The 19,386-nt window shown below is 67.8% G+C and carries 21 protein-coding genes and 1 riboswitch; of the genes, 8 read left to right on the plus strand and 13 right to left on the minus strand.

All coding sequences use genetic code 11. From position 1 onward, the window contains the following. Positions 1–3: 3 nt before the first annotated feature. The 3 genes from ACWFRF_RS30825 to ACWFRF_RS30835 all read right to left on the minus strand — a co-directional run bounded on the left by ACWFRF_RS30825 (position 4) and on the right by ACWFRF_RS30835 (position 3,026). Complete coding sequence (locus ACWFRF_RS30825) at positions 4–732, minus strand: aspartate/glutamate racemase family protein (protein WP_452453632.1); 729 nt, start codon at positions 730–732, stop codon at positions 4–6. Next, the gene (locus tag ACWFRF_RS30830; protein WP_378994241.1) at positions 732–2,219 is read right to left on the minus strand and encodes an NCS1 family nucleobase:cation symporter-1; all 1,488 of its coding nucleotides are present in this window, start codon (positions 2,217–2,219) and stop codon (positions 732–734) included. The genes ACWFRF_RS30825 and ACWFRF_RS30830 overlap by 1 nt, the downstream gene beginning before the upstream one ends. Before the next feature lie 84 nt (positions 2,220–2,303). Next, positions 2,304–3,026 (minus strand): GntR family transcriptional regulator, encoded by a 723-nt coding sequence (locus ACWFRF_RS30835; protein WP_378636910.1) that lies wholly within the window; start codon positions 3,024–3,026, stop codon positions 2,304–2,306. A gap of 106 nt (positions 3,027–3,132) precedes the next feature. Here ACWFRF_RS30835 and ACWFRF_RS30840 point away from each other — a divergent pair, with 106 nt between their 5' ends. Then, positions 3,133–4,311 (plus strand): serine hydrolase domain-containing protein, encoded by a 1,179-nt coding sequence (locus tag ACWFRF_RS30840; RefSeq protein WP_452453634.1) that lies wholly within the window; start codon positions 3,133–3,135, stop codon positions 4,309–4,311. Positions 4,312–4,391: 80 nt separating this feature from the next. Beyond that, entirely contained in the window at positions 4,392–5,615 is a 1,224-nt protein-coding gene (gene ilvA, locus ACWFRF_RS30845; RefSeq protein WP_452453727.1) for a threonine ammonia-lyase, read from the plus strand. A gap of 51 nt (positions 5,616–5,666) precedes the next feature. On the opposite strand, the gene ACWFRF_RS30850 is transcribed toward ilvA, so the two are convergent. The 3 genes from ACWFRF_RS30850 to ACWFRF_RS30860 all read right to left on the minus strand — a co-directional run bounded on the left by ACWFRF_RS30850 (position 5,667) and on the right by ACWFRF_RS30860 (position 8,975). Further along, complete coding sequence (locus ACWFRF_RS30850) at positions 5,667–5,981, minus strand: DMT family transporter (protein WP_358114922.1); 315 nt, start codon at positions 5,979–5,981, stop codon at positions 5,667–5,669. A gap of 10 nt (positions 5,982–5,991) precedes the next feature. Next, positions 5,992–6,056: riboswitch (guanidine-III (ykkC-III) riboswitch) on the minus strand. Positions 6,057–6,121: 65 nt separating this feature from the next. Then, positions 6,122–7,540: an argininosuccinate lyase gene (argH, locus tag ACWFRF_RS30855; RefSeq protein ID WP_378636916.1), complete on the minus strand. Its 1,419-nt coding sequence runs from the start codon at positions 7,538–7,540 to the stop codon at positions 6,122–6,124. A 232-nt stretch (positions 7,541–7,772) separates the two neighbouring features. After that, positions 7,773–8,975, minus strand: a complete 1,203-nt coding sequence (locus ACWFRF_RS30860) for an argininosuccinate synthase (protein WP_378994234.1) — start codon at positions 8,973–8,975, stop codon at positions 7,773–7,775. Positions 8,976–9,245: 270 nt separating this feature from the next. Between ACWFRF_RS30860 and ACWFRF_RS30865 the strand changes: the two genes are divergently transcribed. The 5 genes from ACWFRF_RS30865 (at position 9,246) to ACWFRF_RS30885 (ending at position 11,507) form a co-directional block, all read left to right on the plus strand. Continuing rightward, on the plus strand, positions 9,246–9,386 hold the full coding sequence (locus ACWFRF_RS30865; protein WP_266287497.1) for a hypothetical protein: 141 nt from the start codon (positions 9,246–9,248) through the stop codon (positions 9,384–9,386). Positions 9,387–9,416: 30 nt separating this feature from the next. After that, positions 9,417–9,548, plus strand: coding sequence for a hypothetical protein (locus ACWFRF_RS30870; RefSeq protein ID WP_255284563.1), 132 nt, complete (start codon positions 9,417–9,419; stop codon positions 9,546–9,548). 62 nt (positions 9,549–9,610) lie between these two features. After that, positions 9,611–9,766 carry a hypothetical protein gene (locus ACWFRF_RS30875; RefSeq protein ID WP_378994231.1) on the plus strand — a complete coding sequence of 52 codons (156 nt, stop codon included), beginning with the start codon at positions 9,611–9,613 and terminating at the stop codon, positions 9,764–9,766. 67 nt (positions 9,767–9,833) lie between these two features. After that, on the plus strand, positions 9,834–10,655 hold the full coding sequence (locus tag ACWFRF_RS30880) for an aldose epimerase family protein (protein WP_452453637.1): 822 nt from the start codon (positions 9,834–9,836) through the stop codon (positions 10,653–10,655). A gap of 30 nt (positions 10,656–10,685) precedes the next feature. After that, a complete protein-coding gene (locus tag ACWFRF_RS30885) occupies positions 10,686–11,507 on the plus strand; it encodes a DUF4184 family protein (RefSeq protein WP_452453639.1) in 822 nt (273 codons plus the stop codon). Here the strand turns inward: ACWFRF_RS30885 and ACWFRF_RS30890 are convergent. Further along, positions 11,391–12,806, minus strand: coding sequence for an MFS transporter (locus tag ACWFRF_RS30890; protein ID WP_452453641.1), 1,416 nt, complete (start codon positions 12,804–12,806; stop codon positions 11,391–11,393). The two genes, ACWFRF_RS30885 and ACWFRF_RS30890, sit on opposite strands and share 117 nt — an antisense overlap. A 126-nt stretch (positions 12,807–12,932) precedes the next feature. Between ACWFRF_RS30890 and ACWFRF_RS30895 the strand changes: the two genes are divergently transcribed. Beyond that, positions 12,933–13,496 carry a TetR/AcrR family transcriptional regulator gene (locus ACWFRF_RS30895; RefSeq protein ID WP_379314395.1) on the plus strand — a complete coding sequence of 188 codons (564 nt, stop codon included), beginning with the start codon at positions 12,933–12,935 and terminating at the stop codon, positions 13,494–13,496. 6 nt (positions 13,497–13,502) lie between these two features. Here the strand turns inward: ACWFRF_RS30895 and ACWFRF_RS30900 are convergent, their stop codons facing one another. The 6 genes from ACWFRF_RS30900 to argC are packed head-to-tail and all read right to left on the minus strand — an operon-like array spanning position 13,503 to position 19,361. Then, entirely contained in the window at positions 13,503–14,006 is a 504-nt protein-coding gene (locus ACWFRF_RS30900) for an arginine repressor (protein WP_056824335.1), read from the minus strand. A 34-nt stretch (positions 14,007–14,040) separates the two neighbouring features. Then, positions 14,041–14,973 carry an ornithine carbamoyltransferase gene (argF, locus tag ACWFRF_RS30905; RefSeq protein WP_378994221.1) on the minus strand — a complete coding sequence of 311 codons (933 nt, stop codon included), beginning with the start codon at positions 14,971–14,973 and terminating at the stop codon, positions 14,041–14,043. Continuing rightward, positions 14,970–16,172, minus strand: coding sequence for an acetylornithine transaminase (locus ACWFRF_RS30910; RefSeq protein ID WP_452453643.1), 1,203 nt, complete (start codon positions 16,170–16,172; stop codon positions 14,970–14,972). The genes argF and ACWFRF_RS30910 overlap by 4 nt, the downstream gene beginning before the upstream one ends. Continuing rightward, positions 16,169–17,083, minus strand: coding sequence for an acetylglutamate kinase (argB, locus tag ACWFRF_RS30915; protein WP_452453645.1), 915 nt, complete (start codon positions 17,081–17,083; stop codon positions 16,169–16,171). The genes ACWFRF_RS30910 and argB overlap by 4 nt, the downstream gene beginning before the upstream one ends. Beyond that, the gene (gene argJ, locus ACWFRF_RS30920) at positions 17,080–18,306 is read right to left on the minus strand and encodes a bifunctional glutamate N-acetyltransferase/amino-acid acetyltransferase ArgJ (RefSeq protein ID WP_449971011.1); all 1,227 of its coding nucleotides are present in this window, start codon (positions 18,304–18,306) and stop codon (positions 17,080–17,082) included. The genes argB and argJ overlap by 4 nt, the downstream gene beginning before the upstream one ends. Further along, positions 18,303–19,361, minus strand: coding sequence for an N-acetyl-gamma-glutamyl-phosphate reductase (argC, locus tag ACWFRF_RS30925; RefSeq protein ID WP_452453647.1), 1,059 nt, complete (start codon positions 19,359–19,361; stop codon positions 18,303–18,305). The genes argJ and argC overlap by 4 nt, the downstream gene beginning before the upstream one ends. Positions 19,362–19,386: the final 25 nt, after the last annotated feature.

Below are 19,386 nucleotides of genomic sequence, written 5' to 3' on the forward strand. Positions count from 1 at the left end.
CATTCACGAACCGAAGGATTCCAGCAGTCCCGCGTAGGTCTTCGGCGGCGGCGTCGCGAACTCTCCCCTACCCGACTTGTGCAGGCCCATCGTCAGCAGCGACTGCACGGTCAATGTCGCCGCCGCGACGCCGTCGATCACCGGCACCCCGATCTCGCCGCGAATGTGCGCGCACAGCTCCGCCATTCCGGCGCACCCGAGCACCACAGCATCTGACCCGTCCTGCGCGACGGCGACCCGGCACGCCTCGGTGACGATCTTGCGCGCGTCCGGGTCGGTGTCGAGGGCGAGTACCGGGATCTCGCACGCGTGGATGCCCCGGCAGAACCGTTGCATCCCATAGTGTTCCGCGAGATCGGCCGCTCGCCCGATGGTGCGGCCGAGCGTCGTGACGACACTGAATCCGCGGCCGAGATGACTCGCGGTGTGCATGGCCGCCTCGGCGATCCCGATCACCGGCCCCGCCGCCAGTTCCCGTGCGGCGTCCAGGCCCGGATCACCGAAGCAGGCGATGACATACCCGTCCACACCGTCGGCCTCGCCCTGCCGGATCGCGGCGAGCAGGCCCGGCACGCTCATCGCCTCGTCGTAGTGGCTCTCGATCGAAGCGGGCCCGATCTCGGAGGTGACCGCGTCGAGCAGTGTGCCCCGGCCCGCGACGGCCAGCGCACACTGCTCGATCGTGTCGGTCATCGCCCGCGTGGTGTTCGGGTTGACGACCCGGATGCGCATCAGACACCGACCTCCTCGGCAGCGGCCGCCCGCGCGGCGCCCGTCAGCAGGTAGTAGACGGCGAAGCCGATGCCGCACCCGATGAACCAGCTGTATTGGGCGGCGGAGTGCATGCCGGGCAGGCTGTTGGCCAGCACCGGGAACACCGCCACCGCGGCGGCCACCGCGGTCGCGATGATCGCGGCCGGGTGATAGCCCTTCGCGTAGTAATACGTCCCCTGCTCCGACATCGTGAACAGGTCGTCGACGACCACCTTCTGCTTGCGCACCAAGTAGTAATCGCAGATCAGCACCCCGAACAGCGGTCCGATGAAGGCCCCGAGAACCTCGAGGGTGTAGTGGATGACGTCAGGATTGTTGTACAGATTCCAGGGGGTGATCAGCACGGAACCGACCGCCGCGATCATGCCGCCCGCCCGCCAGCTGATCCGCTGCGGACTGACGTTCGAGAAATCGAAAGCCGGCGAGATGAAGTTCGCGACGATATTGATCCCGATGGTGGCGACCGTGAAGGTGAGTGCGCCGAGCACGATCGCGAAAGTGGAATCGATCTCGGCGACGGTGGCGACCGGATCGGTGATGAGCTCGCCGTACACCGGCAAGGTCAGGGAGGCGGTGACCACCACCAGTACCGAGAAGACCAGGAAATTCACCGGAAGCCCGAGGAAGTTCCCCTTCTTCACCGCGGCGAAGCTCTTGCCGTATCGGGAGAAGTCACCGAAATTGAGCATCGGCCCCGAGAAATACGACACGACGAGTGCGATCGCGCCGAGCATCACCGGCACCGACGCCCAGCCGGTGTATTTCACATCGCCGAGTTTCAGGTCGATGGCACTCCAGCCCGCCTTCGCGATGAGGTAGCCGCAGAGCAGGAACATGACGACGTAGACGGCGGGACCGCAGAAGTCGATGAACTTGCGGATCGATTCCATGCCGCGCCAGAACACGCACGCCTGCACCACCCACAGCAGCAGGAAGCTGCCCCAGCCCAGGGCCGACAGTCCGAGGAACCCGTAGTCGGCGGTGACGGCGTAGGGCGCCAATCCCGGAAACAGTTTCACCAGAACGACATCCAGCGCCGCCGACGCGAGGAAAGTCTGAATGCCGTACCAGGCCACCGCGATCAGACCGCGGATGATCGCGGGGATATTCGCGCCGAGCACGCCGAACGCACTGCGGCAGATCACCGGATAGGGCACCCCGGTCATCTGACTGGGTTTCGCCACCAGATTGCAGAAGAAGTACACGATGGTGATGCCGATGAGCAGTGCGGCGAGCACTTGCCAACTGGCCAGTCCGAGTGCGAAAAGGCTTCCCGCCGTGACATATCCGCCGACACTGTGCACGTCTGACATCCAGAACGCGAAGATATTGTAAGTGCCCCAGCTCTGCTTGCGCAGCGGCGCCAGATCCTCGTTCGTCAGCCGCGGGTCGTACGTGGGCGGTTCACCGGCGGGAACCGCCGAGGACGTAAGGGTGTCGGTCATGATCGTTCCCGTCCGAAAGGGTACATCTGCTGAACAGACGGTAAGTATCAGCAATTGCCCAGCGGTTTCCCGGGAATTTCGCGCCTATTGCACCGAAGATATATCTTCCGGCGCGAGCAGCCCGGTATCGGTCGGCAGGGTCGCGACCACGGTTTCCAGCCTGCGGTGGTGTTCCTCGGCGGCCACGAGCAGTCGGTCGACATCGCGGGCGAGAAACGCGTCGAGCATGGCGATGTGGTCGATGTGCAGGCGCTCGCGGTCGAGTCGGTCGATGTGGACCATCGACTGCACCGGCTCGGTGACATTCCACGCGGCTTCGAGCATGTACAGCAGCCGGAACATCCGTGACGGCCGCGTCAGCGCTACGTGGAAGCTGCGGGACTGACGCTGGTACGACTCGGGATCGTCGTCGAGGATGGCGCGTTCGAGCAGGTCGTTCACCGCGAGCAGGTGCGCGCGTTCGGCCTCGTCGGCGTGCAGCGCGGCCGCGGCGAGTGATGCCGTCTCCAAAGTGTCACGCACGATGTACATTTCGCGCAGTTCACGGGCGGTGAGCTGGGCCACCTGGTAGCCGCGCTGCTGACGGTGGGTGACCAGGCCCTCCCCGATCAGCGTCTTGAGCGCCTCACGGACCGGGATGTGACTCACCCCGAACAGCTCGGCGACTTCGCGCAGCGGGATCACGGTGCACGGCGGTACGGCGCCGTCGAGGATCACCCGGCGCAGTTCGCCCAGAATCACTTGCGGTCGGCCTGGCTCATCGACCACAAGCCTTGCGAGCAGCGCCGATCGTCGTCTCGGGGGCATGCAAGCATGCTATGGACCGCGTATTGCGTGCGCGGTGTTCGGTGTGACAGTTAGGAAACGATCACCGTACCGACCGGTCCCTAGTGTGTGATGGCATGCTCGAAGGATGGGAGTTTCGACAGCGCAGTCGGTGGATCGCCGTTTCGTCCGCTTGGTCACCGTCTTCGACCATCTGTTCCGCAAGCCCTCGCACGGCGGTGGCGCACTGTGCGTGTATCTGCACGGCGAGCCCGTCGTCGATGTGTGGGCGGGCTACGCGAGCCCTGGTGTGCCGTGGACGGCGGACTCGGTGGCGCTGGGCTTCTCCACCGGAAAAGGCGTGGCCTCCACCGTGATTCATCAGCTGGCCGATCGGGGACAGCTCGACTACGACAGCCCGGTCGCCGAGTACTGGCCGGAGTTCGCCGCGGCGGGCAAGGCCGCCATCACCGTGCGCGATGTACTCACCCACCGCGCCGGCCTGCACCGGCTGCGTGGCCTGCTGCCCGGGCCGATCGAGCGTTTCCTCGATGACGCTGCCGTCACCGCCGCGCTGGCCGCCGCCACTCCCGATCCGCGGCATCGGGTCACCAGCGGCTATCACGGAATCAGCTACGGGCACTTGGCCGCCGAGATCGTCGCGCGGGTGACCGGCCGCGCATTCGTCGATGTGGTGCGCACCGAACTGGCCGAACCTCTCGATGCCGAAGAACTCTGGTTCCGGGTGCCGCACGATCAGCGCCACCGCATCGCCACCACCTTCCCGCGCCTGCGCGCCGCGGGCATGGACTGGGACACCGGCTCCGATCTGCTCACCCGTACCCGTTTCGCCGCCGCCGCGGAGACCACCCCGCGCGGGTTCGCCGACCTGATCGTCGATGAGCGCGTCCACGATTCGGTGATGCCCGGCGTGAACGGTGTCTTCTCCGCCCGCGCGCTCGCCCGCGTGTATGCCGCCCTGGCCAACGGCGGCGAACTCGACGGCACCCGCATCCTCTCCCCCGGCTCGATCCCCCGCTTCGCCGCGCGCCAGGTCTTCACCCCCGACTACGTCCTGGCGTTCCGCATCCCCTGGGCCATGGGCTTCCACGGCGTCCCGATGAAACCCTCCAAGGCCGACCCGATCTCCGCCTTCGGCCACTTCGGCCTCGGCGGCTCCGGCGCCTTCGCCGATCCCGAAACCGGCCTCTCCCTGGCCTTCGTCACCAATCGTCTCGGCGGCAAACTCACCCCGCTCGGCGACGCCCGCCTCACCCGCCTCGGCACCATCGCCCACAACATCGCGAAGTCCTCGCAACTGCGCTGAGCCACTCGCCGGGCGGTTGATCACTGCACAAAATGGACGCAACCCCGGGATACCCGACTGGCGATGCCGAACCTGGCACCATGTGGCCGATGGAGACCGTGGGACTGGAGCGGATCGAGGAAGCCGCGCGATTGCTGGCGCCGGTGATTCGACGGACACCGATCGTGGGGTCGCGGGTGTTGTCGGAGCGGGCGGGTACGCAGGTGTTGCTCAAATGCGAGAACCTGCAGCGGACCGGGTCGTTCAAACCGCGCGGGGCCTACAACCGGATAGCCCATCTCCCGGCGGCGGATCGCGCGCGGGGCGTGGTGGCAGCCAGCGCCGGCAACCATGCGCAGGGGGTGGCGTGGGCGGCGAGCGAGCTCGGGATCGCCTCGACGGTGTTCATGCCGGTCGGGGCCTCGTTGCCGAAGCTCGTCGCGACGCGCGCCTACGGTGCCGACGTGCATCTGGTGGGCGACACGATCGACGAATCCTTGGATGCCGCACAGGAATTCGCCGATCGGACCGGCGCGACCCTGATCCATCCTTTCGATCATCCCGACATCGTCGCCGGACAGGCGACGGTCGCGCTGGAAATCCTCGAGCAGGTTCCCGAGGTGGGCACGGTCGTCGTGCCCACCGGTGGTGGCGGGTTGCTCGCGGGTGTCGCGGTGGCGTTGCACGCGCTGGCGCCGAATGTCCGGGTGATCGGCGTGCAGGCGGCCGAGGCGGCGGCGTGGCCGGATTCGCTGGCGGCGGGCAGGCCGGTCCGGGTGCCACGGATGTCGACGATGGCCGACGGTATCGCGGTCGGACTACCCGGCGCGGTGCCCTTCGCCCATGTCGCCGAACTGGTGTCCGAGATCGTCACCGTCGACGAGGACGCCCTGTCCAGGGCCCTGTTGCTCTGCCTGGAACGGGCCAAACTCGTCGTCGAACCCGCGGGTGCGGCGGGCGTGGCCGCCTTGCTCACCTCCGCTCTCGAAGATCTGCCCGGCCCGGTGGTGACCATCTTGTCGGGCGGGAATATCGACCCGCTGTTACTCACGCGCGTGATCGGCCACGGTCTCAGCGCCGCGGGCCGCTACCTGGCCATGCACGTGACGATCGACGACCGGCCAGGCGCCCTGTCCGCGCTGCTCGCCGTGGTCGGGCGCGCCGGCGCGAGCGTGGTGGATGTCGTGCACTCGCGAACGGGGCCGTGGCTGGCCGTCGACGAGGTCGAGGTGTCGCTCACCGTGGAAACCCGCGGCTCCGCGCACCGCGACGACGTTCTGGACGCACTGCGTGACTCGGGTTTCCGCGTACACGCCGAGCTCTAGAACCCCGTGCGCGCACCGGGTTCCCGCACCACGCGCCCGGGGATCACCGCGTCAGTGCGCCATTTTCAGCCCGACCACACCGGCGACGATCATCACCAGGAACACGGCCTTCACGACCGAGAAAGCTTCCGCGCCGGTGACCATGGCATAGACGACGGTCAGGACGGCGCCGATGCCCACCCAGACCGCGTACGCGGTGCCGACGGGGAGATCACGCATGGCCAGCGCCAGCCCGGTCATGCTGGCTGCCAGGGCTACGCCGAAAACCACGGTCGGGACGAGCCGGGTGAACCCTTCGGTCCGGCCCAGCGCGGTGGCCCACACTGCTTCCAGTACACCGGAGATGACGAGCAGAATCCACGACATGACGAGCCTCCTGTGGCCGTCTTGTCGCGTTCCGGGTACGGCTACCCTCGTCCGGGAGCCCCGTTCGGGCTCACTGCCAAGTTGTCACACCGGCAATCTCTTGGCAAGCAGGTGGTGGGTGAAGTCACCACCTCCCCGCCTCAGCTCAACCAGGCGCGAGCGTCGTCCGCGGTCTTGCGGACCTCGTCGAGCTGTTCGGCCACACGCACACCGGCGGTGCCACCCCGCGCGTTACGCGAGGCGATCGAACCCTGCACCGTGAGCACCTCGCGCACACCGGCGGTGAGCGCGGGGTCGACGGCGGCGAACTCCTCGTCGGTCAGCTCGTCGAGACCGACACCGCGCGCCTCGGCGACGCGCACGCACGCACCGGCCGCTTCGTGGGCGACGCGGAACGGAACACCTCGGCGCACCATCCATTCCGCGATATCGGTGGCGAGGGTGAACCCGGCGGGTGCGAGTTCGGCCATCCGGTCGGTGTGAAAGGTCAGGGTGGCGACCAGGCCCGCGATGGCGGGCAGGAGCAGTTCGAGCTGGGCGACCGAGTCGAAGACCGGCTCTTTGTCTTCCTGCAGGTCCCGGTTGTACGCCAGCGGTTGGGCTTTCAGCGTGGCGAGCAGGCCGGTCAGGTTGCCGATCAGGCGGCCCGCCTTGCCACGGGTGAGCTCGGAGACATCGGGGTTCTTCTTCTGCGGCATGATCGACGAACCGGTGGACCAGGCGTCGGCCAAGGTCACGTAGCCGAATTCCGGTGTGCTCCAGATGATGACCTCTTCGGCCATCCGGCTCAGATCGACGCCGATCATGGCCAGCACGAAGGCGGCCTCGGCGGCGAAGTCACGCGAGGAGGTGGCGTCGATCGAATTGGCGGCGGAGGCGGTGAAGTCCAGTTCGGCGGCGATCTGCTCGGGATCGAGGCCCAGCGAGGAACCGGCCAGCGCGCCCGAACCGTACGGGGAGATGGCGGCGCGCTTGTCGAAGTCGCGCAGGCGTTCCAGATCGCGCAGCAGCGGATGCGCGTGGGCGAGCAGGTGATGCGAGAGCAGTACCGGCTGGGCAGCCTGGAGGTGGGTCTTGCCCGGCATCACGGCGTCGGGATGCGCGGCGGCCTGCGCGACCAGCGCGTCGACCACGTCGAGCACACCGGCGGCGACGCGACGCACACCGTCGCGCAGCCACATCCGGAACAGGGTCGCCACCTGGTCATTGCGCGAACGACCGGCCCGCAGCCGACCACCGAGCTCGGTCCCGACCCGCTCGATCAGCCCACGCTCGAGCGCACCGTGCACATCCTCGTCGGAGTCGGCGGGGCCATAGGCACCCGAGGCGACATCGGCGGCGAGCGCGTCCAGACCGGCCAGCATGGCGGGCAGATCCTCGTCGGCGAGCAGCCCGGCCTTGTGCAGCACCCGAGCGTGCGCCTTGGAGGCGCGAATGTCATAGGGCGCCAGCACCCAGTCGAAATGGGTCGACTTGCTCAGCGCCGCCATCGCCTCGGCCGGCCCGGAAGCGAATCGCCCACCCCAGAGCGCACCTTCGTTGGTTCCACTATGGGTCATCGTGTGCCCTCTCCTGGGTATAGGCGGTCGCGCTCACAGTCGCACATCGGCTGCCAGCGCACGAAGGGCAACCGAATCGAGCCTACGGTTGCCAACTGATCTAGCGAGAACATGGGTAACTCATCGGGCACGCCCAGAACAGATGTACACCTCAGGCGAGCCCGGAACCGACGCCAACCGCCCCCCTACGACCAGCAGAAGTCGCGGGGAGGCGGGAAGGCGGCGGGCGTGCTTACTTCTGGTTCAGGTCGCGGCGGGCGGCGACCTTGGAGGACAGGCCGTGGATCTGCACGAAGCCCTTGGCCAGCGACTGGTCGAAGGTGTCGCCCTCGTCGTAGGTGGCCAGGTTGAAGTCGTAGAGCGACTGCTCGGAGCGACGGCCGTTGACCACCGCGGACCCGCCGTGCAGCACCATCCGGATCTCGCCGGTGACGGTCTGCTGGGTGTCGGAGATGAAGGCGTCGAGTGCGCGCTTGAGCGGGGAGAACCACAGGCCGTCGTAGGCCAGCTCGCCCCAGCGCTGCTCGACCTGCCGCTTGTAGCGGGCCAGCTCGCGCTCGACGGTGACGGCTTCGAGCGCCTGGTGCGCGGTGATCAGCGCGATGGCGCCCGGCGCCTCGTAGATCTCGCGGCTCTTGATACCGACGAGGCGGTCCTCGACCATGTCGAGACGGCCCACGCCCTGACGGCCGGCGCGGGTGTTCATCTCCTCGATGGCCTGCAGCACCGAGACGGGACGGCCGTCGATGGCAACCGGCACACCCTTCTCGAAGGTGATGATGACCTCGTCGGGCGCCTCGAAGTTCACCGTCGGGTCGGCGGTGTAGTCGTAGACGTCCTTGGTGGGCGCGTTCCACAGGTCCTCGAGGAACCCGGTCTCGACCGCGCGGCCCCACACGTTCTGGTCGATGGAGAACGGCGACTTCTTGGTGACGTTGATCGGCAGGCTGTTCTGCTCGGCGAAGGCGATGGCCTTCTCCCGGGTCCAGGCGTAGTCGCGGACCGGGGCGATGACCTCGAGGTCGGGCGCGAGCGCGCCGATGCCGACCTCGAAGCGGACCTGGTCGTTGCCCTTGCCGGTGCAGCCGTGCGAGACGGTGGTGGCGTTGTGGAACTTCGCGGCCTCGACCAGGTGCTTGACGATCAGCGGGCGGCTGATGGCCGAGACGAGCGGGTACTGGCCCATGTACATGGCGTTGGCCTGGATGGTGGGCAGGCAGTACTCGTCGGCGAACTCGTCGCGCGCGTCGACCACAATGGCCTCCACGGCGCCGCAGTCCAGTGCGCGCTGTCGGATCGCGCTCATGTCCTCGCCGCCCTGGCCCAGGTCGATGGCCACGGCCACCACCTCGGAACCGGTCTCCTTCGCGATCCAGCTGATGGCGACGGAGGTGTCAAGCCCACCGGAGTAGGCGAGTACGACGCGATCGGACATGTCTGTTGTGCTCCTCGAAGTCTGGTACGTAAAAGGGCTGCCCTGAGCAGTATGGATGCTCCGGCCGCCGGTCGGCTCACGCCGTTGCTACAAATGATTATGCATGATGATGCAATCTCATTCATAACCGGGGGGTACAGCCTCGGACCTACGCCGACGAAATAGCCGATCACCTGCGACGACACCATCGCAGCCCTTGGCGAGTACTCTCGGCTATGAGACGCTGGTCACAGCAGATAGCCATCAGGTCGGGACCGAAGGAGAGCCATCATGCAGTCGCTACGTGATTTCGCCGAGGCCAACTACGACCTGATCGGAACGGTTGTCATCGGACTCGGGAACCTCAGCCTGACGGTGGCCAAGGCTGTCATCGACCTCGGCACTCCCCTGCTCCAGGGATTCTTCGCCTGACTCACCGACCTCGAATCCAGGGAGCACATCATGGATGAAGTCCTGCAGTTCCTCTCCGACAATTACGAGGCAGGCGCCGCCCTCGGCCTCTATGTCGGCCGTGCCGTCTTCGAGATCACCGCCCCACTGACCCTGCTGATCCTGAACTTCCTCAACTCCTGACTCCTCACCTGTGGCACTCTGGGAGAGCACTATTCGGCTCGCCACACGTGAGGACGAACAAGATGCTCCACTACATCGCGCAGGAATTCTCGACCCTCGGCAACGGTGTTCTCGATGTCGGTAGAGCAGTCGTCGAGCTGGTCCAGAACATCATCGACATCGCCACGCCGAATAATCGCGGTGGCGGCGCGGGCGGCGGGCAGTACCCGTTCAACTGAAGACCACATCCCAGCTTTCGGCGTGAGTTACCGCTGACGACATAGTCACGCGGCTAGTGTGCGAATCATGACCGACGATGTGCGGCTCGATGTTGGCTCCGCGGGTCTCACGATCGTCCCCGGCGACGGCGGCGCGATCCACAGCCTGACCGTCGACGGCACCGAACTGCTCCGGCAGGATCCGGGCACCGGCTGTTTCGTCATGGCGCCGTGGGCAGGTCGGCTCGGCGACGGCGAACTGACCGTCGGCGACCACACGTATCAGATGCCGATCAACAACCCGCCGCACAGCATTCACGGCACCGCCCGCGACGGAGTGTGGGAGGTGGTCGCGGCTTCGCCGACCGAGGCGACGATCAGCCATCGCCTCGGTGATCCGTGGCCGTTCGCGGGCACGGTCACCCAGACGTTCACCCTCACCGACACCGGCCTCACCCTGGCGATGCGCATCGCCACCGACCACGACGCCTTCCCCGCCCAGGGCGGCTGGCATCCGTGGTTCCTGCGCGAAGTCCCGCCCGCGACCGGGCCGGTGCGGCTCGATTTCGACCCGGCATGGCAGTACGAACGCGGCGACGACTACCTGCCCACCGGCCGCAAGATCGCGCCGACGCCGCCACCGTGGGACGACTGCTTCGGCATGCCCGACGGCGTTCTCGCCCGCCTCACCTGGCCCGGATTCCTGGCATTCACCATCACCAGCCCCGTCCACGACGTAGTCGTCTGGACCCTGCCGGAGCAATCCCTGTCGGTGGAGGCCCAGTCCGGCCCACCCAACGGCCTGACAACCGCACCACGGATGGTCACACCCGACTCTCCGCTCGATGTCCACGTCGACTGGACATGGCAACGCCTGTCGCGGAACCGAACGACTCCGCAGCCCGAGTAGCCCAGCACCACCGCCGATTACGGTGATTGCGTGCCGATCACGTTCGCCCATCCCGTCGCGGTGCTGCCCTTCGCTCGATATCTCCCCCTTCCCGCACTCGTCGCGGGATCCATCGCCCCCGACGTCGTCTACTACCTGCCCGGTCCCCTGTCCGGCACCACCACCCACTCGGTTGTCGGCGTTCTGTGCTGGGACCTGCTGATCGGCCTGGTGCTACTCGTCGCTTTCCGGCTTTCCGCCGGCCCGGCCTCGGCGCTTCTCGGCCTGGCGCCCGCCTCGTCCCCTGATCCCAGATCAGCGGGGCTCGCGGCGGTTTCGACGGTCACCGCCCTGGTACTCGGTGCCGCGACACACGTGGTCTGGGATTCTTTCACTCAGACAACAGGTTTCGTGGTCCAGCACTCGGCTCTGTTGCGGACGTCGGTCATCGAGCCGCACAAGACCTACAACGTCCTCGGCTATCTCTCCTCTCTCGCCGGAACGGCGGTCCTCACCTACCTCGTGGTGCGCCGCACCCGGCGCAAGGTTCGCCCACCCACGTGGACGCACCGGGCCGTCGTCGCCGTGCTGCTCGTCGCGCCGGTCATCGGTGCGGCACTCGCCGTCGACGACCCGGTCACCCGGGTCAGTACCTACGACCTGATCCGACACACGATCGTCGGTGCGGCCCGCGCGACAGTTGTCGCCTGGGCCGCCTACGCCGCGCTCTGGCACCTCGGCACAGGTCGCGTGCGCTCACCGCGGCGAGCGGACGCTGCGGAAGGTGAGCGCGACCAGGAAGGTCAGGGCGGCGATGACTGCGGCTGCCGCGAAGGCGGCGGTCATGCCGCCGACCAGGGCGTGGGTCGGTGAACCGCCCGCGTCGCGCGCGGCGGTGCCGAAGATCGTCACCAGGATCGCCAAGCCCAGCGCGCCGCCGGTCTGCTGCATGGTCTGCAGGGCGCCGCCCGCCGCACCCGCCTCGTCGGGCGAGACCGTGGACATGATGATCACGTTCAGCGGCGAGAACGCCAGCCCGATACCGCAGCCCATCGCGACCATCGCCACGAACAGCAGGGGGAAGTAGCCGGAGTCCTCCGAAAGCCTGGTCAGCAGCACGAGTCCGGTGACCATGGCGACGGCGCCGGTCAACGTCACCGGCTTGGGTCCGAAACGCGCCAGCAGCCGCGGGATCAGTCGGATCATCGCGAACATCAGCACCGCCGTCGGCAGGAACGCGAAACCTGTTGCCAGCGAACTCATCCCCAGCACATCTTGCAGATACTGGGTGAGGAAGAAGAACATCGACATGCCCGCCATCGGGCCGAGGAACATGTTCAGGTAGGCGGCGGCGCGATTGCGGTCGGCGAACAGGTGCAGTGGCAGAAGCGGTTGCGGCGCACGCAGTTCGATCGCGATGAACGCCGCCAGCAGGGCCACCCCGACCGCGAGCCAGATGTCGGTGCCCGCCGCGCCCCAACCGTGCGAGGCGGCACTGATGAAACCGTAGACCAGGGCGGCCACGCCCGCGGTCGCCGTCACCGCGCCCGGCAGGTCGAGCCGAGCGGCGCGACGCGGCAAATCAGGCAGGTACCGCAGTGCGAGTACTGCGATGACCAGGCCGAACGGCACATTGATGAACAGCACCGAGCGCCAGCCGAACCATTCCGTGAGCAACCCGCCGACGATCAAGCCGATCGCGAATCCGGCGCTGGACATCCCGGAGAACAGGGCGAGCACCCGGATTCGAGCCTTGGGCTCGGTGAACGTAGTGGTCAGTAGCGCAAGGGTATTCGGCCCGGCCATGGCGCCGCCGATGCCCTGGAGCACACGGGCCGCGAGCAACCACCCGGCCGACGGCGCCAGGCCACCGGCCAGCGAGGCCACGGTGAACAGCACCACGCCCCCTATGAACATGGTGCGCCTGCCGAACAGGTCGCCCGCGCGGCCGCCGAGCAGCAACAGGCCGCCGAAGACGAGCGTGTAGGAGTTCATCACCCAGGACAGGCCGGTCGCGCTGAACTCCAGGTCGGTCCTGATGTGCGGCAGCGCCACATTCATCACGGTGATGTCGAGAATGATCATGAGCTGACAGGTCAGCAGGGTGACCAGGACGATCCGTGGCCGAACGCGTTCGACCCGGTCGATTTCGGAGAGTGTGGGGGCAGTCAAGAACGCTCCATCAACAAGGAACTCAAACGGAGAGACTCTCCGTTTATGGCAGAGTTAGCATAGGGAGAAAGTCTCCGGTTCCGCAAGACTAAACGGAGACTTCATCCGTTTCCAGTGGAGGATCTTGTGGACGCACCGTCGCGGCCGATGCGCGCCGACGCACGCCGCAATTACGAGCGCATCGTCGACTGCGCCCGCGACGCGTTCGCCGAGCACGGCACCGACGCACCGCTGGACGACATCGCGCGACGCGCGGGGGTCGGTCCCGGAACGCTGTATCGCCACTTCCCGAATCGCACCACGCTGATGGAAGCGGTGTATCGCGCCAATATCGAGACACTCGCCGCACGGGCAGACGAACTACGCCGAACGCACGCCCCCCTCGACGCGTTCGACGCCTGGTTCGGCGAACTCGTCACCTACATTCTCGAAAAGCACGGCCTGGCAACCACTCTCAAAGCCGCCATCGACCGAACCTCGGACACTTTCGCCGCCTGCTCCGCCCTGCTGGCCGAGGCCGCGGGCAGCGTTCTGATCCCGGTACAGGAGGCAGGCGAGATCCGCCCCGAGGTGAGCCCCCGCGACATCCTGCGCCTCGGCCACGGCATCGGCGCGGGCTGCCAGGCCGCCCCGGAGTCCGCCCCACTGCTCACCGACGTGGCGCTGGCCGGCCTTCGCGCCCAGCGCTAGCGGCGCTCAGGCCAGGTCTTCGATTTTCGCCGCCAGTTCGGCGCCGGTGAGCGGCTCGCGGGCGATGACGGCGATGGTGTCGTCGCCGGCGATCGTGCCGACGATGTAGGGCAGGGCGGCGCGGTCGAGGGCGCTGGCCAGGAAGTGGGCGGCGCCGGGCGGGGTGCGCAGGACGGCGAGGTTGCCGCTGGCGTCGGTGGAGACGAGCAGGTCACCGAGAAGTTTGGACAGGCGGCCGGTGCCGCCGGTGACCCCACGCACGGGGCTGCCGTCCTCGGGGACGATGTAGACGCCCGCGCCACCGTCGGCCGCGCGCAGTTTCACCGCGCCGAGTTCGTCGAGGTCACGCGACAGGGTGGCCTGGGTGGTCTCGATCCCCTCGGCCGACAGCAGCGCGGCGAGTTCGGTCTGACTGCGGACCGAATGCGAGGTCAGCAGTTCGATGATGCGTGACTGGCGGCCGGCGCGAGTGCGAGCGATCGCGGGCGAGCCCTTTTCGGGCGCGCTCATCGCCCAGCCCCCACGCCGGCCCCGGTTCGCGGTCTCACGCGGCGGCTTTCGCGAGCAGCCACACCAGCAGCGCCTTCTGCGCGTGCAGGCGATTCTCGGCTTCGTCCCAGACCACACTGTGCCCACCGTCGAGCACCTCGTCGGTGATCTCTTCGCCCCGGTGCGCCGGAAGACAGTGCAGCACAATCACTTCCGGAGTCGCGTGGGCGAGCAGCTCGGTGTTCAGCTGGAACGGGCGGAACGGGCCGACGCGGTCGAGACCGTCGTTCTCCTGCCCCATGGAGGTCCAGGTGTCGGTGACGAGCACGTCCGCGCCGGTCGCGCCGACCACCGGGTCGCCCGTGACCGACACGGTCGCACCGGTTTCCGCGGCGCGCTTGGCGGCGGCGTCCAGGATCCACGGCAGCGGTTCGAAGCCCGCGGGCGCGGCCACGGTCACGTTCATGCCCGCCGTCACGCCACCGAGCAACAGCGAGTGGGCCATATTGTTGGCGCCGTCGCCGAAGTAGGTGAGGTTCAGCCCTGCGAGCGAGCCCTTGCGCTCGCTGATCGTCTGCAGATCGGCGAGCACCTGACAAGGGTGGAACTCGTTGGACAGCGCGTTCACCACGGGAACCGTCGCGGTGACGGCCATCTCGTCGAGGCGGGACTGTTCGAAGGTCCGCCACACGATGGCGTCGACGTAGCGCGAGAGCACGCTGCCGGTGTCGCCGAGGGTCTCCTCACGACCCAGCTGGGTGTCGCGACCGTCGACGACCACCGCATGCCCGCCGAGCTGAGCGATGCCCAGCTCGAACGAGAAGCGGGTGCGGGTGGAGTTCTTCTCGAAGATCACCCCGACTCCGCGCGGGCCGTCGAGCGGCCGGTGCGCGAAGGGGTCCTTCTTCAATTCGGCGGCGATGGCGAGGATCTCGGCCTGTTCGGCCTGCGTCACATCGTCGTCGCGCAAGAAATGACGCAGGGTCACTTGGTCGCTCCCTTAGCATCGGCGGCGGCCTTGTCGAGGATCTCGGGCAGGTCGGCGACGAAATTGTCGGCCTGGGTTTCGGTGAGCACCAGGGGTGGCGCCAACCGGATCACGTTGGGCTTGGCGGGGTTCAGCAGGTAGCCGGCCTCGCGCGCCCGTTCGTCGACGTACGCGGAGATATCGTTCTTCAGCACGATGCCGATGAGCAGACCCGCACCACGCACGTGGTCGATCTCCGGATGCTCGAGCAACGCGATGCCGTCGCTGAGCTTCTTGCCCACCCACTCCACGTGGGTCAGCAGGTTATCGGAGTCGATCGTGCGCAGCACGGCCAAAGCCGCTGCCGCACAGACGGGATTGCCGCCGAAGGTGGTGCCGTGCAGACCCGGCGTGAGCAGTTCGGCGGCGCGGCCCTGGGCCAGCACCGCGCCGATCGGCAGGCCGCCGCCGAGCCCCTTGGCCAGGGTGATCGCGTCGGGCACGATGCCCGCCGCCTGGTGCGCGAAAAATGTTCCGGTGCGCCCGATTCCGGTCTGGACCTCATCGAGGATCAGCAGCGCCCCGGCCCTGGACGTGATCTCCCGCGCCTTGGCGAGATAGTCGAACGGCGGGACGACCACACCGCTCTCCCCCATCATCGGCTCGAGGAAGACCGCGGCGGTGTCGGAATCGACCACGGCTTCGAGCGCGGCGGCGTCACCGTAGGGCACGTGCACGACGCCGGGCGGCATCGGCTCGAACGGTGTCCGCTTGGCAGGCTGACCGGTCAGGGCGAGCGCGCCCATGGTGCGTCCGTGGAACGCCTCCTCGGCGGCGACGATCTTGGACCGCCCGGTGAGCCGCGCGATCTTGAACGCGGCCTCGTTGGCCTCGGTGCCGGAGTTGCAGAAGAACGCCTTGCCCTCACCGTCGCCGAAGTGGGCCAGGAGCTTCTCGGCCAGCTCGATCACGGGCTCGCTGACGTACAGGTTCGACACGTGGCCGAGCGTGCCCAGTTGCTGGGTGACCGCTTCCAGGATGGCGGGGTGGGCGTGGCCGAGGCTGTTGACCGCGATGCCACCGAGGAAGTCGATGTAGCGCTTGCCATCGGCGTCGTAGAGCACCGCACCGGCGCCGCGCACCAGCGCGACCTTCGGGGTGCCGTAGTTGTCCATCATCGCGGCCGACCACCGCTGCTGCAGCATCTCTGTTTCGCTCATGATTGCGTTCCATCCGGCGACCCGGCGGGGGTCACCATGGTTCCGATTCCTTCTCCGGTGAACAGCTCCAGTAGTACCGAATGCGGGACGCGCCCGTCGATCACGTGGGCACTGGGGACCCCGCCGAGCACGGCGCGCAGACACGCTTCCATCTTCGGCACCATGCCCGCATCCAGGCGCGGCAGCAACTTCGCCAACGCGTCGGCGTCGATCCGGCTGGTCAGCGAGGAGCGGTCCGGCCAGTCGGTGTAGAGGCCCTCGACGTCGGTGAGCACCACGAGCTTCTCCGCGCCGATGCCCTCGGCCAGTGCGGCGGCGGCGGTGTCGGCGTTGATGTTGTGCACCACGCCGTCGGCGTCGGGGGCGATGGTGGAGACCACCGGGATGCGGCCCGCGTCGATCAGGTCGAGCACGGCGCCGGGGTTGACCTCGGTGACGTCGCCGACCAGGCCGATGTCGGTGGCGACGCCCTCGACGGCGACGGTGCGCCGGGTGGCGGTGAACAGGTGCGCGTCCTCGCCGGAGATCCCGACCGCGTACGGGCCGTGCGCGTTGATCAGCCCGACGAGCTCACGGCCCACCTGACCGAACAGCACCATCCGGACCACGTCCATCACCTCGGGGGTGGTGACGCGGAACCCGCCGCGGAATTCGCCTTCCATGCCCAGCCTTTTCAGCATGGCGTTGATCTGCGGGCCACCACCGTGCACGACTACGGGATGCACGCCGACGGTGCGCAGGAAGGCCATGTCGGCGGCGAAGGCCGACTTGAGTTCGTCGTCGACCATGGCGTTGCCGCCGTACTTCACGACCACGATCTTGTCGCGGAACTTCTGCAGCCACGGCAGCGCATCGGCGAGCACGTGCGCCTTGTCCAGCGCCGAAAGAGTGTGCACCACACTGTTACTCATGAGCTGTACGCCGAGTTCTCTTCGACGTAGGCGTGCGAGAGGTCGGTGGTGCGCACCATCGCGGTGCCCTCCCCGACATTGAGCTCGATCAGCACGTCGACGTCCTCGCCGGACAGGTCGACCTCGCGGGCGCCGGGCGCGCCGACACTGTCGACGCAGACCGGATTGCCGTTGAACGACACCGCGATCCGGTTCGGGTCGAGGGTCACCGGTGCGATGCCGACGGCGGCGAGCACGCGACCCCAGTTCGGGTCGGAGCCGAACAGCGCGGTCTTGACCAGACTGTCGCGGGCGACCGCGCGGGCGACGGTGAGCGCCTCGTCCTCGGAGGCTGCGCCGGTGACGGTGACCTGGACCCGCTTGGTGACGCCCTCGGCGTCGGCCATCAGCTGCGCGGCCAGGTCGTCACACACGGTGAACACCGCGGCGTCGAGATCCTCCTGCGCGGGCGCGACGCCGCTGGCGCCGTTGGCCAGCAGCAGCACGGTGTCGTTGGTGGAGCAGGAACCGTCGACGTCGAGCCGGTCGAAGGTGTATTTCGTGGCCTTGCGCAGGGCGGAATCGAGCTGCTCCGGTGTTGCCACGGCGTCGGTCGTGAGCACGACGAGCATGGTGGCCAGCGACGGCGCGAGCATGCCCGCGCCCTTGGCCATGCCGCCCACATTCCACTTGTCCTCGCTGTGGAATGCCGACTCCTTCGGCACGGTGTCGGTGGTCATGATGGCGTGGGCGGCGTCGGAGCCACCCGACATGCCGCCGCCCATCTCGTGCACGATCTCGGTGATCGCCGGGACGAGCTTGTCCATCGGCAGGCGGTCACCGATGAGACCGGTGGAGCAGACCGCGATCTCGCCCGCACCGGTCTCGGTGCCCCAATTGCTCAGTGCCGCGGCGAGTTCCTCGGCGGTCTTGTGGGTGTCCTGGAAACCGCCGTGGCCGGTGCAGGCGTTCGCGCCACCGGAGTTCAGGATCACCGCGCGCAGATGACCGGTCTTCAGCACCTGCTGCGACCACAGCACCGGCGCGGCCTTGACCTGGTTGCTGGTGAAGACGCCGGCCGCCGCGTATTCGGGGCCCTCGTTGAGCACCAGCGCGAGGTCGGGCTTGCCGCTGGCCTTGATACCGGCCGCGATGCCCGCCGCGCGGAATCCCAGTGGCGCGGTGACGCCCTGGGTGTGGATCAGTTTGCCGTGGTCCGGGGTCTGCGGATCAGGGGTCGTCACGGTGCCACTCCTACGGTGGAAAGTCCTGCGGTCTCGTCGAATCCGACGGCCAGATTCATCGATTGCACCGCGGCGCCCGCGGTGCCCTTGGTCAAGTTGTCGATCGCGCCGATCACCACGAGCAGACCCGCGTCGGCGTCGACGGTGACCTGCAGAGTGATGGCGTTGGATCCGAGCACCGAACCGGTCTGCGGCAGTACGCCTTCGGGCAGCAGGTGCACGAAAGGTTCATCGGCATAGGCTTTTTCATAGACGGCGCGTGCCTGCGCGGCGTCGACCTTCACCGGGGCGGTGCAGGTGGCGAGGATGCCGCGCGGCATCGGCGCCAGCACCGGGGTGAACGACACCGAGACATCCACGCCGCCCGCGGCTTTCAGGTTCTGCGCGATCTCCGGGGTGTGCCGGTGCGCGCCCGCGACGCTGTAGGCCCGAACGCTGCCCATCACCTCGGAACCGAGCAGACCGACATCGAGCTTGCGGCCGGCACCCGAAGTACCGCTCACGGCAACGACATTCACCGCGGGCTCGATGATCCCGGCGGCGATCGCCGGGGCCAGCGCCACACTCGACACGGTCGGGTAGCAGCCGGGCACGGCGATCCGGCGGGCACCGGTGAGCTTCGCCCGGCCGCCGGGCAGTTCCGGCAGGCCGTAGGGCCAGCTGCCCGCGTGGGGGCTGCCGTAGTACTTCTCCCAGGCGGCGGCGTCGGTGAGCCGGTAGTCGGCGCCGCAGTCGATGATGACGGTCTCGTCGGGCAGGGCCGCCGCGATGGCGCCGGACTGACCGTGCGGGAGGCCGAGGAACACGATGTCGTGACCGGCCAGGACCTCGGGAGTGGTCTCCTCGAGAATCCGGTCCGCCAGGGGCAGCAGATGCGGCTGCAGCGCGCCCAGTGCGGTACCCGCGTTGGAACCGGCGGTCAGCGCCCCGATCGCGAGGCGCCCCGCTCGGTATTCGGGATGACCGAGCAGTAGACGCAACACTTCGCCACCGGCGTATCCACTCGCACCGGCAACCGCCACCCGCAACACGGGTCCTCCCGACGAATCAACCATGTGATGATTATGCACGACTATGCAA

The sequence above is a fragment of the Nocardia sp. NPDC055165 genome (assembly GCF_053606985.1).